Source organism: Variovorax sp. YR266 (assembly GCF_900107295.1).
Classification (GTDB): Bacteria; Pseudomonadota; Gammaproteobacteria; order Burkholderiales; family Burkholderiaceae_C; genus Variovorax.
On sequence record NZ_FNPM01000001.1, the window covers coordinates 63,163 to 76,925 of the forward strand.

Annotated in this window: 13 protein-coding genes; 9 read left to right on the forward strand and 4 right to left on the reverse strand. The window is 67.4% G+C overall.

Annotation, left to right across the window (positions count from 1 at the left end; genetic code table 11):
- Nucleotides 1-52: 52 nt before the first annotated feature.
- Together BLW48_RS00310 and xseB are read right to left on the reverse strand one after the other, a co-directional pair.
- Entirely contained in the window at nt 53-973 is a 921-nt protein-coding gene (locus tag BLW48_RS00310) for a polyprenyl synthetase family protein (protein ID WP_093049973.1), read from the reverse strand.
- Nucleotides 970-1,236 carry an exodeoxyribonuclease VII small subunit gene (gene xseB / locus BLW48_RS00315; RefSeq protein ID WP_007829283.1) on the reverse strand — a complete coding sequence of 89 codons (267 nt, stop codon included), beginning with the start codon at nt 1,234-1,236 and terminating at the stop codon, nt 970-972. The genes BLW48_RS00310 and xseB overlap by 4 nt, the downstream gene beginning before the upstream one ends.
- Nucleotides 1,237-1,463: 227 nt before the next feature.
- Between xseB and BLW48_RS00320 the strand changes: the two genes are divergently transcribed.
- The 8 genes from BLW48_RS00320 to BLW48_RS00355 all read left to right on the forward strand — a co-directional run bounded on the left by BLW48_RS00320 (nt 1,464) and on the right by BLW48_RS00355 (nt 9,995).
- Nucleotides 1,464-2,606 (forward strand): aromatic ring-hydroxylating oxygenase subunit alpha, encoded by a 1,143-nt coding sequence (locus tag BLW48_RS00320; RefSeq protein WP_093075350.1) that lies wholly within the window; start codon nt 1,464-1,466, stop codon nt 2,604-2,606.
- A gap of 58 nt (nt 2,607-2,664) precedes the next feature.
- Complete coding sequence (locus tag BLW48_RS00325; RefSeq protein WP_256216693.1) at nt 2,665-3,597, forward strand: DMT family transporter; 933 nt, start codon at nt 2,665-2,667, stop codon at nt 3,595-3,597.
- A 39-nt stretch (nt 3,598-3,636) separates the two neighbouring features.
- Nucleotides 3,637-4,545, forward strand: coding sequence for a sulfurtransferase (locus BLW48_RS00330; protein ID WP_093049967.1), 909 nt, complete (start codon nt 3,637-3,639; stop codon nt 4,543-4,545).
- Complete coding sequence (locus tag BLW48_RS00335; RefSeq protein WP_093049964.1) at nt 4,542-5,141, forward strand: DUF2796 domain-containing protein; 600 nt, start codon at nt 4,542-4,544, stop codon at nt 5,139-5,141. The genes BLW48_RS00330 and BLW48_RS00335 overlap by 4 nt, the downstream gene beginning before the upstream one ends.
- 4 nt (nt 5,142-5,145) lie before the next feature.
- On the forward strand, nt 5,146-5,892 hold the full coding sequence (locus BLW48_RS00340; protein ID WP_093075356.1) for an ABC transporter ATP-binding protein: 747 nt from the start codon (nt 5,146-5,148) through the stop codon (nt 5,890-5,892).
- The gene (locus BLW48_RS00345; protein WP_093049958.1) at nt 5,889-7,151 is read left to right on the forward strand and encodes an ABC transporter permease; all 1,263 of its coding nucleotides are present in this window, start codon (nt 5,889-5,891) and stop codon (nt 7,149-7,151) included. The genes BLW48_RS00340 and BLW48_RS00345 overlap by 4 nt, the downstream gene beginning before the upstream one ends.
- A gap of 3 nt (nt 7,152-7,154) precedes the next feature.
- Complete coding sequence (locus BLW48_RS00350) at nt 7,155-7,793, forward strand: DUF3299 domain-containing protein (protein WP_093171965.1); 639 nt, start codon at nt 7,155-7,157, stop codon at nt 7,791-7,793.
- Between the two features lie 180 nt (nt 7,794-7,973).
- Nucleotides 7,974-9,995 carry a DUF3300 domain-containing protein gene (locus BLW48_RS00355; protein ID WP_093173198.1) on the forward strand — a complete coding sequence of 674 codons (2,022 nt, stop codon included), beginning with the start codon at nt 7,974-7,976 and terminating at the stop codon, nt 9,993-9,995.
- A gap of 27 nt (nt 9,996-10,022) precedes the next feature.
- On the opposite strand, the gene BLW48_RS00360 is transcribed toward BLW48_RS00355, so the two are convergent.
- Nucleotides 10,023-11,291, reverse strand: coding sequence for a M20/M25/M40 family metallo-hydrolase (locus BLW48_RS00360; protein ID WP_177142245.1), 1,269 nt, complete (start codon nt 11,289-11,291; stop codon nt 10,023-10,025).
- Between the two features lie 234 nt (nt 11,292-11,525).
- Here BLW48_RS00360 and BLW48_RS00365 point away from each other — a divergent pair, with 234 nt between their 5' ends.
- Nucleotides 11,526-12,764, forward strand: coding sequence for an MFS transporter (locus BLW48_RS00365; protein WP_177142246.1), 1,239 nt, complete (start codon nt 11,526-11,528; stop codon nt 12,762-12,764).
- Between the two features lie 10 nt (nt 12,765-12,774).
- Here the strand turns inward: BLW48_RS00365 and BLW48_RS00370 are convergent, their stop codons facing one another.
- Nucleotides 12,775-13,683 (reverse strand): LysR substrate-binding domain-containing protein, encoded by a 909-nt coding sequence (locus tag BLW48_RS00370; protein WP_218137485.1) that lies wholly within the window; start codon nt 13,681-13,683, stop codon nt 12,775-12,777.
- Between the last annotated feature and the right edge of the window lie 80 nt (nt 13,684-13,763).

A 13,763-nucleotide genomic window follows, 5' to 3' on the forward strand; every position in this document is an offset into this window, starting at 1 on the left:
GGGGGTTGGCGAAGCGACACGAAGTGCGCGAAGACTGGGGGTAAGTTTCATCCTAGCGGTCGCGGTCGACCACCATGTGGGCCAGCGCGCGCAGGGCTGCGGTGTCGGCCAGGCCGCTCTTCTCCAAGGCGGCGAGCGCATCGGCCAGCAGCTGGCGGGCCTGGGCACGCGCGCCGTCGAGGCCGAGCAGAGACACGTAGGTGGGCTTGTCGGCCGCGGCGTCCTTGCCGGCGGTCTTGCCCAGGGTCTGCGAGTCGGCCGTGACGTCGAGGATGTCGTCGACCACCTGGAACGCGAGGCCGATGGCGGCGCCGTAGTCGCGCAGCGCGGCCAGTGCCGCGGGAGTGACCGAACCGCAGGCGGCGCCCATCTCGACGCTGCCCTGAAGCAGCGCGCCGGTCTTCAGGCGATGCATTTCGCGCAGCTGCGTTTCGTCGAGCGCAATGCCGACGCTGGCCAGGTCGATGGCCTGGCCGCCGGCCATGCCCTGGCTGCCCGCGGCGCGCGCGAGCAGGCGGCACAGCAGGGCCTGGGTGGAGGCGGGAATCTCGTCGCCATCGGGCGTGAGCAATTCGAAGGCCAGTGCCTGCAGCGCGTCGCCGGCCAGCAAGGCGTCGGCCTCGCCGAATTTCACGTGCACGGTGGGCTTGCCACGGCGCAGCACGTCGTTGTCCATGCACGGCAGGTCGTCGTGCACCAGCGAATAGGCGTGAATCAGTTCGGTGGCGCAGGCCGCGCGCAGGGCGGCGGCCCGGTTGCCGCCGACGGCTTCGCTGGCGGCCAGCACCAACAGGGGTCGCAGCCGCTTGCCGCCGTCGAGCACGGCATAGCGCATGGCGTCACCCAGCAGCACGGGGGCGTCGACGCCGACCCAGCGCGACAGCGCCGCTTCGACATTCGCCAGATGGGGGTCGCTCCAGCCGGCTAGCGTGCGGGCGTCCCAATGGCTGGAATTCAGCGCGGCGGCGCTCATTCAGGCGTCCAGACCTTCAGGCTGCCCGAATCGAGCACCTTGATCTGGTCTTCGACCGCCTGCAACTTGTCGCGACAGAAGGCGAGCAGCGCCGCGCCGCGCTGGTAGCTGACTAGCAACTGGTCGAGGGGCAACTGGCCCGATTCGAGTTCCGCCACCAGTTGCTCCAGTTCCTGGAGCCCGGCTTCGTAACTGGCAGGCAGCGGGCCCGTATCGGGCGTTGCCGCCGGGCTGGACGAGGAAGGGGGGGGCACCTTGGGCATGCAAGCGAAACGTGGGTGAAATCGGGCATTTTAGGACTGGGATCGAAACAACTGGCGACCGCCGCCGGACCGGGTGAAAAGCCGGGGGCACAAAAATGCCCCCCGCGTACAATGCGAACTTCTCTCGTTGACGACGTCAACACATTCTTCGGGCCGCCGACCCTTCCTGGCGGCGCCTTCCGTTCTTTTCTCTTTTTCTCCCTGTGGGGAGCTTGGTCAGGTCCTCCATGTCTGATTTAAGTCTTCAACTGCAGCAGGCCGCGAGCCAACTTCCAGTTTCCGCGTATTTCGACGAGGCGCTCTATGCCCGCGAAATGCAAAACCTTTTCGCGCGAGGGCCCCGCTATGTCGGCCATCGCCTGGCCGTGCCCGAAATGGGCGACTTCCACACCCTGCCGCAGGAGCATCAGGGCCGGGCGCTGGTCCATACGCCCAAGGGCGTAGAGCTGATTTCCAACGTCTGCCGCCACCGCCAGGCCCTGATCCTCCAGGGCCGGGGCCAGCTCGACAACCAGGCCGGCGGCAACATCGTGTGCCCGCTGCACCGCTGGACCTACGCCGCGAGCGATTCGCGCACCACCGGCACGCTGATCGGCGCCCCGCATTTCGAGCAGGACCCTTGCCTGAACCTGCACAACTACCCGCTCACCGAGTGGAACGGCCTTCTTTTCGAGAAGAACGCAGACGGCTCCGGCCCCGACGTGGCGGCCGACATGGCCGGCCTCGGCCCGCAGGCCGACCTGGATTTCAGCGGCTACGCGCTCGACCGCGTCGAGCTGCACGAGTGCAACTACAACTGGAAGACCTTCATCGAGGTCTACCTCGAGGACTACCACGTCGGCCCGTTCCACCCGGGCCTGGGCAGCTTCGTCACCTGCGACGACCTGCGCTGGGAGTTCAAGCCCCGCTACTCGGTGCAGACGGTAGGCGTGGCCAACCGCCTGGGCCGCGCCGGCAGCCCGGTCTACCAGAAGTGGCAGGAGCAGCTGCTCAAGTACCGCGACGGCAAGCCGCCGAAGTACGGCGCCATCTGGCTCACCTACTACCCGCACGTGATGGTCGAGTGGTATCCGCACGTGCTCACGGTGTCGACCCTGCACCCCGTGAGCCCGACGAAGACGCTCAACATGGTCGAGTTCTTCTACCCCGAGGAAATCGTCGCGTTCGAGCGCGAGTTCGTCGAAGCACAGCAGGCCGCCTACATGGAAACCTGCGTGGAAGACGACGAGATCGCCGAGCGCATGGACGCCGGACGCCGCGCGCTGATGCTGCGCGGCGACAACGAGACCGGCCCCTACCAGAGCCCGATGGAAGACGGCATGCAGCAGTTCCACGAGTGGTACAAGGCCGCGATGCAGAAACCAGCCTGAGACCGGCCCGCCCCGCACTCGCCGGGGCACTCTTTTTCCTTACCTTAGAGTCGAAACGATGCAAGCGCTGTGGATGGTGCTGGGGGCCTTTTTGTTCGCCACGATGAGCGTGGTCGTGAAAGTCGCCTCCGAGTGGTTCAACAGCGGTGAGATGGTCTTGGGCCGCGGCCTGATCGGCATCGTCTTCCTCTGGCTGCTGGCCCGCAATCGCGGCGTCTCGCTGGCCACCCGATACCCCGGCATGCACGCCTGGCGCAGCACCATCGGCGTGCTGTCGCTGGGCGCCTGGTTCTATGCCATCGCCCACCTGCCTCTGGCCACGGCCGTCACCCTCAACTACATGAGCAGCGTGTGGGTCGCAGCCTTCCTGGTCGGCGGCTCGCTGCTGGCCTGGGTGCCGGTGCCCGGGCGCGACGGCCGCGTGGAGCGCCCGCCGCTGCAGGGCACGCTGGTGCTGACCGTGCTCGCCGGCTTCGTGGGCGTGGTGCTGATGCTCAAGCCCAGCGTCAACGGCAGCGAGGGCTTCGCGGGCATGCTGGGCCTGCTGTCGGGTCTTACGGCCGCGTTTGCCTACATGCAGGTGATGGCGCTGTCGCGCATCGGCGAACCGGAGCTGCGCACGGTGTTCTATTTCGCGGTCGGCTCGGCCGTAGCCGGAGCCTTCGCCACGGCGGCTACCGGGTTTTCGGGCGGTGGCGCGTGGACCTGGCAGCATGCGCTGTGGCTGCTGCCCATCGGATTGCTGGCCGCCCTCGGACAACTCTGCATGACCCGCGCCTACGCCACCGCCAAGACCCAGGCCGGCACACTGGTGGTGGCCAACCTGCAGTATTCGGGCATCGTGTTCGCGGCGTTCTACAGCGTGGTGCTGTTCAACGACCGCATCGATGCCACCGGCTGGGCGGGCATGGCCCTTATCATCGCCAGCGGCATTGCTGCAACCGTGTTGCGACAACGGGCGGTGCCCAAGGCGCCGGCCGAGGAACATTGACTCTTTCTGCATTGACCTGACCAGAGAAGGACACACACCATGTACACCACCCTCATCAGCGTCGAACAACTCCGCAAGCTGCAATCGACGGACACGCCTCTCATGGTGTTCGACTGCACCTTCGACCTCATGAAGCCCGAGAGCGGCGCGCAGCAATACGCGGCCGCGCACATTCCGGGCGCGCTGTACGCCAACCTCGACACCGACCTCAGCGCGAAGCACGGCGCCCCCGGCGCGCACGGCGAGGTGGTCGTGGCGCAGGAAGACGGCCTGCCCGCCTCGGGTGGACGCCACCCGCTGCCCAGCCGCGAGAAGTTCGCGGCCTGGCTCTCGAGCATCGGCTTCGCCAACGGCATGCAGGCCGTGGTGTACGACCGCAACGGCGCCAACTACTGCGGCCGCCTGTGGTGGATGCTCAAGTGGATGGGCCACGACGCAGTGGCCGTGCTCGACGGCGGCCTGCAGGCCTGGCAGGCCGCGGGCGGCGAAGTCACGAGCAGCGAGGAGCCCGCGCGCTTCCAGTCGAACTTCGTCATGGGCGAACCGATTGCGAAGCTCGTCACTACCGACACCGTGGTGCGCCGGCTCGGCCAGCCTGACCAGAACCTGATCGACGCACGCGCCGGTGCACGTTACCGCGGCGAGGTGGAACCTCTGGACCCGATTGCCGGTCACATCCCCGGGGCCCTCAACCGGCCTTTCGCCGACAACCTCGGCCCCGACGGCAAATTCAAGCCGGCATCGCAATTGCGTGCCGAGTTCGAAGCGCTGCTCGCGGGACGCGATGCGGCGACAGTCGTCCACCAGTGCGGCAGCGGCGTGAGCGCCGTGCCGAATCTGCTCGCCATGCAGATCGCGGGATTCGGGACGACCGCGCTCTATGCCGGCAGCTGGAGCGAATGGAGCAACACGCCGGGGCTGCCGACCCGGCAAGGCGCTGAACCATGACATTGACGACGACGAATCGACGTTCCCGAAGCCTTGGCCGCACCACCGGCCTCGCCATCGCCGCCGCCCTCCTCGCGGCCGCCCCGTTCCTCACCGCACAGGCCCAGCAGCAGCACGCCCACGTGCACGGCCAGCTCAAGCTCGACGTGGCCGTCGACGGCCCCACGGTGGTGATCGACATGGAGTCGCCGCTCGACAACATCGTCGGCTTCGAACGCGCGCCCAAGACAGACGCCGAGAAGAAGCTCGTCGAGGAAGCAGTTGCGCAGCTGCGCGCGGCCGACAAGCTCTTCATCGTCGATCCGGCCGCCAACTGCAAGCTCGGCCCGGTCGACCTGCGCTCCGGCGCACTGGGCCTGGGCAACCCCGACCCGAGCGAGCCCGTCGGCCATGCCGACCTCGACGCCACCTTCTCCTTCAACTGCACCAACGCGGCCGCCGCGAAGTTCATTGACCTGAACCTGTTCAGCGTGTTCAAGGGCCTGCGCCAGATCGACTCGCAGATTGCCACGGCGCAGGGCCAGTTCAAGCGCCAGCTCAAGCGCCCGGCCGGCGCGCAGGCAAGCCAGCCCGCCCGGCTCAGCTGGGGCAAGTAACGCTGTGAGTACCCATCCCGAGGCAGAGTCGTCGCCCTTGCGCGTCGTGCTCGCCGCCGAAGCGCTGCGCTTCGCATGGCCCGGCGTGAAAACGCCGTGTATCGACATCGAGGCCTTTCGTATCACCGCAGGCGAATCGGTGTTCCTGCATGGCCCGAGCGGCTGTGGCAAGAGCACGCTGCTGTCATTGCTGGCCGGCGTGCTGGTGGCAGACGAAGGCCGCGTCACGCTGCTGGGACACGACTGGTCCAAGCTCTCGGGCGCAGCGCGCGACCGCAGCCGCGTGGCGCACGTGGGCTACATCTTCCAGCAGTTCAACCTGCTGCCGTACCTGAGCGTGATCGACAACGTGCTGCTGCCCTGCCGCTTCTCGCAGCGGCGCGAAGCAAATGCCGCACGCAACGGCAGCTCGCGCGACGAAGCCGAGCACCTGCTTCACCAGATGGGCCTCGACCGCAACCTGTGGAAGCGCCAGGCGCTGCAGTTGTCGGTCGGCCAGCAGCAGCGCGTGGCCGCGGCGCGCGCGCTCATCGGCCAGCCCGAAGTGGTGATTGCCGACGAGCCCACTTCGGCACTCGACGAAGACCGGCGCGAAGCCTTCCTCGACGTGTTGCTGACAGCCTGCGCCGAGAACCACAGCGCGCTCGTGTTCGTGAGCCATGACCAGCGCATCGCGCAGCGCTTTGTGCGACACGTGCTGCTGCCCGAGATCAATCGCGCCGCCACCAGCGCAATGGCGGTGGACGCATGAAAGCACTTTTCTCGATTGCCTGGCGCAGCGCCTGGAACCGCCGCTTCACGCTGGCACTCACGGTGTTCTCGATCGCGCTGTCGACCTTTCTTCTTCTGGGTGTCGAACGCATCCGCACCGAGCTGCGCGAGAACTTCGCATCCTCCGTCTCGGGCACCGACCTGATCGTGGGCGCGCGCACCGGCTCCACGCAGCTGCTGCTGTACTCGGTGTTCCGCATCGGCGCGGCCACCAACAACATCTCGTGGAAAAGCGTGCAGGCGCTGTCAGAGCACCCTGGCGTCGACTGGGTGGTGCCGCTGTCGCTCGGCGATTCGCATCGCGGCTTCGCAGTGCTGGCCACTTCCACCGACTACTTCACGCACTTCCGCTACGGCGACAAACAGACGCTGAAGCTGCGCGAGGGCAAGCCCTTCAGCGAACTGTTCGATGCTGTAGTTGGCGCCGAAGTGGCCGACAAGCTCGGCTACCACGTGGGCCAGAAGATCACGCTCGCGCACGGCAGCGGCGAGCTCAACGTAGCCGAGCATGCGGACAAGCCTTTCACCGTGGTCGGCGTGCTCGCGCGCACCGGCACGCCAGTCGACCGCACGGTGCACATCGGCCTCGCGGCCATGGAAGCCATCCACCTCGAATGGGTGGGCGGCGCGCCGATGCCGGGCGTGCACATTCCGGCCGAGCAGGTGCGCAAGTTCGACCTCACGCCCAAGAACGTGACAGCCGCGCTGGTGGGCCTGAAGAACCGCGCCGCCGTGTTCGGCGTGCAGCGCTGGATCTCGACCTACACCGGCGAGCCGCTGATGGCCATCCTGCCCGGCGTGGCGCTCGACGAACTGTGGAGCGTGATCGGCATCGGCGAGAACGCGCTGCTGCTGATGTCGGCGCTGGTCGCGCTGGTAAGCCTTGCGGGGCTGGTGTCTGTGGTGATGGCCGGCCTCAACGAACGCCGCCGCGAACTCGCCGTGCTGCGCGCCGTGGGCGCGGGCCTGCGCCACGTGCTGGCGCTGCTCGCGCTCGAAGGCGCGATGGTCACCGTGCTGGGCGTGGCCTTCGGCGTGGTGATGGCGGTGCTCGGCATCGCCCTGCTCTCGCCATGGCTGCAGGCACAGTTCGGGCTGACATTGAGCCTTTCAGAACCTACACTGAACGAATGGTTGCTCATGGCAAGCCTGCTGGTCGCTGGATGGCTGGCAAGCCTCTTGCCTGGCATCCGCGCCTACCGACTCTCCCTTGCCGACGGCCTCTCACCGAGGATTTGAACCATGCCCATTGCACACACGACGTCCAAGAGCAAAGCTTTCATCCGGCTTTCAATGCTGATCGCCGGTGCCGGCCTCACGGCCGCCGCCTGGGCCGCCGAGCCCGCGCCCAAGGACACCACCGCCAACAACCCATTGGGTGGCAAGGCCGCGGCACCCGCCGCCGCCAAGGCCGCACCGGGCCAGCCTCGCCAGATCACCTGGGAAGAACTGGTGCCCAAGGACTGGGACCCGGCCAAGGAGTTCAAGGGCATGGACCTGAGCGCACTCGACGATGGCGACCCGCGCGCCAACGAGCTGCTCATGAAGATGCAGGAGGTGTCGAACAACGCGCCGACCAACCCCGCGATGAACGGCACCGAAGTCAAGATTCCGGGCTTCATCGTGCCGCTTGAAGAGGCCAAGGGCGAGGTCACCGAGTTCCTGCTGGTGCCCTACTTCGGCGCCTGCATCCACACGCCGCCGCCGCCCGCCAACCAGATCCTGCACGTGGTGCCGCAGAAGGGCGCCAAGTTCCGCGCCATGGACACCGTGTGGGTCACCGGCAAGCTGCAGACCCTGCGCAACGACTCGATGATGGGCGTGAGCGGCTACCACGTGAGCGCCGCCAGCGTCACCAAGTACACGGGCGGCGCCAAGTAGCAGCAACGCAGCGGCGCGGGAGGCAGCGGCCTCCCTGCCGTGTGGTTCTGCGCCGACAGGTTTGACGGCGCACCACCGACACAGACCGTTGCATCCACGGCGCAGGCTTTGTCATCGCCTGCTGTCGCGCACCGTTGAAAGAGTTCCGGGCACGACGCCGGCGTCCTCATGGAACTCCAGATGACAAAAAATCTCCCCCTCGCTCTGCGACTGCTGACGATCTCGCTGTGCATCGGCGCCCTCGTCCTCGCAGGCTGCGACAAGACCCCCAGTACGCCGGCTGCCGCGCCCACTGCCGCCGCCACTGACCCGGCAACCACCATGCCCGCGCCCTCGGTGCCGCAGACACCGGCCCCTGCCGCAGCCCCGGTGCAGGCTGCCTACACGCCGCCCGCCGCCGAGCAGCTCTACCAGATGGTCGCGCCCATCGCGCTCTACCCCGACAAGCTGGTAGCCCAGATCCTGGCCGGTGCCACCTACCCCGAGCAGATCACCGCCGCGCACGAATGGCTTGCGCAGAACCGCAACCTCAAGGCCGGTCCGCTGTCCGATGCAGCCAACCAGCAGCCCTGGGACCCGAGCGTGAAGTCGCTCACCGCATTCCGCCCCGTCATCGACCAGATGGCCGGCAACATCCCGTGGACCGAGGCGCTCGGGCAGGCCTACTACAACGACCCGGCCGATGTGATGAACGCGATCCAGGTCATGCGCCAGCGCGCATCGAAGGCGGGCCGCCTCAAGAACAACGACAAGCTGCGCGTGGCCAGCGCCGCGCCGCCGCAGAACTACGCGCCCTCGCCGGACATGCAACCCATGTACGCAGGCCCCGCGGTGATCGAGCCGCCACCGCAGTTCATCACCATCGAGCCCGTGCAGCCTGACGTGGTGTACGTGCCAGCCTATGACCCGCAGGTCATCTACGGCGATCCGCAGCCGATCTATCCCGGCTATGCCTATGCACCGCCGGTCGAGGTCGTGTCGCGAGGCTACAGCGGCGGCCAGGTGGCGGCTGCCGGTGCGCTCGCGTTCGGAGCCGGCGTGATCGTGGGCGCCGCGCTGGAGCGGCACGACTGGGGCTGGCACTCATGGAACATGAACTGGGGCGCGCCGCGCGGGCGTGACCGCGATCGTGGCCCCGCCGTGCAACCGGCCTTCGCCCGGCCGGCCGTGGTCTACAACAACAGTACCTACATCTCGCGCTCGACCACGGTGGTCAACAACAACGTGCGCAATGTCTACAACAACAATGGCGGACCGCGCGGCGCGCTGCCGCCGGGGGCACCGCCACCCAACTTCGCGGCCGGCCCGGGCCCTGCGCAACAGCAGCAGGCACTATTCGCGCAGCAACAGCAACAGCAACAGCAACAACAACGCCAGCAGCAGCAACAGCAGCAGGCGGTGCTTGCGCAACAACAACAGCAGCAACAACAAGTCCGCCAGCAGCAAGCCCTGATGCATCAGCAGCAGGCGCAGCAACAAGCCCAGCAACGTTCGCAGCAGCAGACCCAGCAGTTGCAGGCACAACAGCAACAACAGCAAGCGCGCGAGCAACAGCAGCAGGCACGCCAGGCCCGGCTCCAGCAGCAGCAAGACCCTGCGCGCCGCCAGCAAGCCCAACCAGCGCAACAACAACAGCTGGCCCAACAGCAGGCGCAGCAACAGCAGCGCCAACAGCAGCAGGCGGTACAGGAACAGCAACGCCAGCAACAACAGCGCCAGCAACAGGCCCAGCAAGAGCAGTCGCGCCGCCAGCAGATGCAGCAGCAACAGCAGGCGCAGCAACAGGCCCGCGCGCAACAGCAGGCCCAACAACAGCAACAGCAGGTCCAGCGCCAACAAGCGCAACAGCAGCAGGCCCAGAACCAGGCCCGGCAGCAGCAGCAAGCCCAGCAGGAGCAGCTACGCCGCCAGCAGCAGGCGCAACAACAGGCACAGCAGCAAGCCGCGCGCGCTCAACAGCAACAGGCGATGCAGCAACAGCAGCAGCAACAGCAGCAACGTCAGCAGCAGCAGATGCAGCAGCAGGCCCGTGCCCAGCAACAGGCGCAGCAGCAACAACAGCAGATCCAGCGCCAGCAGCAACAGCAGCAGCACCAACAACAGCAGGCCCAGCAGCAGCAACAGCGCGCGGCCGCCGCGGCTGCAGTCGCGGCGCGGCGCCCACCGGGACGGCCCGGCGAGCCCGGACAGCAACAGCAGTAGCGCGCCTGCGCCGCCAGGCGGCGTCTATCAGTTCTTGCCGATCTCGGTCAGCAGCCGCGTGACGAGGTAGAGGCGCGGCACGATCGAGTCGACTTCGATGTACTCGTCGCGCGCGTGGTAACCGAAGCCCGCGAGACCGAAGCTCTCGACCACCGTCGCCTTGCCCGAACGGCCCGCATAGCCCGCGTCGGTGCCGCCGCCGGTCATCGGCGTCAGCGCGAGGTCGCGATCGATTTCCTTGTAGATGGCCTGCGCCTTCTCGGCCAGCGCGCGGCCCTTGTCGCCCGCGATGAAGGCCGGGCGGCCCACTTCCACCTTCACCGTGGTCTCGGTGTCGGGAATCAGCTTGCCGGCCGCGATCTTCGCCTGCAGCGCCTCGTTGAGCTTCTTCTCGGCGCCGGGCTGCGTGATGCGGATGTCGCCCAGCGCCTGCGCCTTCTCGGTGATCTGGTTGATCGGGCCGGTGGCGCGCGCCACGGTCCAGTTGAGCGTAACGCCGGGGATGTCCTTGGCGAGATCCTTGGTCTGCAGCATCTGGTACGACAGCTCGTACAGCGCGTTGCGGCCCAGTTCGGGCGCGGCGCCGGCGTGTGCCGCGCGGCCTTTCACTTCCATCGTGGCCTGCGCGATGCCGGCCGCGCCCAGCAGCAGCGACTCGCCCTTGACCACCGACTTCGCCACCGTCGGCTCGAACGACAGCACCGTGTCGTGCTGGTCGGCCATCGTGGCGATCAGCTCGCCGGAACCGACCGAGCCCACTTCCTCGTCGGGGTTCATCACCACGGTGAGCGTGTCGTAGTCGCGCCAGCCGGCATCGGCCAGGATCTTGAGCGAGGCCATCATCACGGCCAGGCCGCCCTTGTCGTCGGCTATGCCGGGGCCGTAGATACGGTTGCCGTCGACCTTGTAGGGCTGGCTGCTCAGGATGCCCGGTGAATACACCGTGTCCATATGGCCCTGCAGCATGATCTTGCGCTTGCCCGTGCCCTTGATGGTGCCGATCACGAGGTCGGCGCCCGCGCCGGCCGTGGCCTTGCGGCGCTCGGTCTTGAAGCCGGCGGCCTTCAGGCGCCCTTCCACCACGTCGGCCATCTTGAGCAGGCCGTCGACGTTGAGGCTGCCCGATTCGATCAGCACCATCTCCTTGAGGTTGTCGATCACCGCGGGCTGCGCCTTCTCGGCGGCGGCGAGCAGCTTCGCATCGGGCGCGGCGTGCGCGCCGGCGACAGCGCCGAGCGCGAGGCCGCAGGCCAGGGCCATGGAGCGAAGCGGGAAGGAGGACAAACGCAAAGTCATGGTGTTTTTCTCGGGAGTGAATGACGGCACACAGCATAGCCACGCGCTCGTGCCGGGCGAGCAAATCGGAGACACGGCAACGACAGGGTTTGCCCGACTGGTCCGCCGCAGGGCTCCATACGCAAAAGCTACCGCAATGCATTCCGGAAAATGTATTTGTGGATATGCATGGCGGCTCCTAGCATCGGCCGCATCAGCGCCAAAGAGCAGCTGCATCCATCAGGAGACAAAAACATGTCATCGCTTCCACTCGCCGGGGCCAGCCGCCCGCCACGCGCCCTCCCCTACGCCAGCCGCTTCTCGATCGTCGTCTGCTTCCTGATCGCATTGATCGACGGCTACGACACGCTGATGCTGTCCTTCGTCGCACCGCTCATCTCCAGGGAATGGGGCATGCCGCCCGGCGCCTTCGGCAAGGTGTTCGCCGTGAGCTTCGCGGGCGCTGTGGTGGGCGCACTCACCGTGGGTGCGGCGGCCGACCGCTTCGGCAGGCGCCGGCTGCTGCTTGCTTCGATCCTGGTGGCAGGCGGCTTCATCCTGCTGAGTGCGACATCGGCCAGCCCGGAGCAGCTGATGCTGTGGCGCTTTCTCTCGGGAATCGGCCTCGGCGGCGCGATTCCCACCATCTCGGCGCTGGCGGCCGAGCATGCGCATCCGGACCAACGCAGCGCGACGGTCTCGCGCATGTTCCTGGGCTTTCCCATCGGGGCCGTGGCCGGTGGCGCCATCACGGCGGCGCTGATGCAGTCGGTGGGCTGGCGCGGCATCTTCATCGGCGGCGGCACGCTGGCGCTGGCGCTGCTGCCGCTGGTGTTCGCAATATCCGAGTCGGGGCGCACGGCTGCGACGGCGGCTGACACAGGCCCCGCTCATGCCCGGCGTCCTTTGGCCGAACTTGTCGCAGATGGGCGCGGCCCGGGCACGGTGCTGATCGCCACCGCTGCCTTCATGATCCTGCTGGTCAGCTACTTCCTGCTGAGCTGGACGCCCAGCGTGCTCGCCATGAACGGCATGAGCCCGCAGCGCTCCGCGCTCGCCGGCGTGATGCTCAACGTGGGCGGCGTGGCCGGGGCTTTCGCCATGTCCTTCGTGGTGGCACGGCGCAGCCCCTTTGGACCGGTGGCGCTGTGCCTGGCGCTGGGTGCAGCGCTCGTGCCTTTCTTCGGCTTTCACATCGTCGGCAGCGAGGTCGCCTCCTTCTGCCTGGTGTTCGCCATCGGCCTGCTGGTGATCGGCGGGCAGATGAACATCCCCGCGCTATGCGTGCACTACTACCCGGCGAGCGTGCGCGCGACCGGGGTGGGGCTGTCGATGTCCGTCGGCCGCATCGGCTCCATCGTGGGGCCGCTGGTCGGCGGCCTTCTGGTGGGTGCGAAGTTGCCGTGGGGGCAGCTGTTCTTGCTCGCCGCGATCCCGGCCTTCATCGCGGCGGCGGCCCTGGGCTGGATCGCGTACCGCAAGCCGCGCGGCTGACAGATCGTCCTCAGCGCTTGCGGCTCGACGCGACCTGCGTGCCGCGCAACAGCCGCAACAGGCTCTCCAGGTGCGGATTGGCGTCTGCATCGCGGTAGCCCAGATACAGGCTCGACACCGCGTCCTTGTCGAGGATGCGGCTGTACAGCACCCCTTCGAGCTGGATGCACTGCGTGTCGGCCGGCACGATGGCCACGCCGAAGCCCGCCGCCACCAGCCCGACCATGGTCGAGGCCTCCCGCGTCTCGTGCATCACCGCCGGGCGGAAGCCCGCCTTGGCGCACAGCTCCTGCACCTTCCAGTACAGGCCGATGCCCGCGTCGCGCGGATAGACGATCAGCGGCACGTCCTTCAGTTCGCGGATGTGGATGCCCTTGCCGCGCGTGAGCACGTGCTGCTGCGGCATCGCCGCGACCAGCGGCGCCGAGTACCACTCCTCGATGGTCACGCCCACCGGAATGCTCACGTTGGGCTTGCGCAGCACGCCGAGGTCGAGCTCGCGGGCATTGATGGCGTCGAGCTGATGCATCGACGCCATTTCCCGCAACTGCAGCTCGACCGCCGGAAAGCTCGCGCGGTACTGGCGAATGCCCGATGGCAGCGCCGTCGTGAGCATCGACGAAGCGGTGAAGCCCACGTTGAGCTTGCCGACCTCGCCCGCTGCGGCGCTCTGCACTTCGTCTTTCGCGCTCTGCACCGAGGCAAGGATGGTGCGCGCCCGGTCGAGAAAGTGCCGCCCGGCCTGCGTGAGATACACGCGGCGCTTGTCGCGCTCGAAAAGCTGCACCCCCAGCTCTTCTTCGAGCCCGCGAATCTGCGTGCTCAGGGGCGGCTGTGCCATGTAGAGGCGTTCCGCGGCGCGGGTGAAGTTGAGTTCTTCCGCCACGGCAACGAAGTAGCGCAGGTGTCGAAGTTCCACGATATCTCCAGCGTATCGAATGCAATCCGAATCCGGTATTTCCGGATATGACACCCATTCTCTAGCATCCCTTCACACCT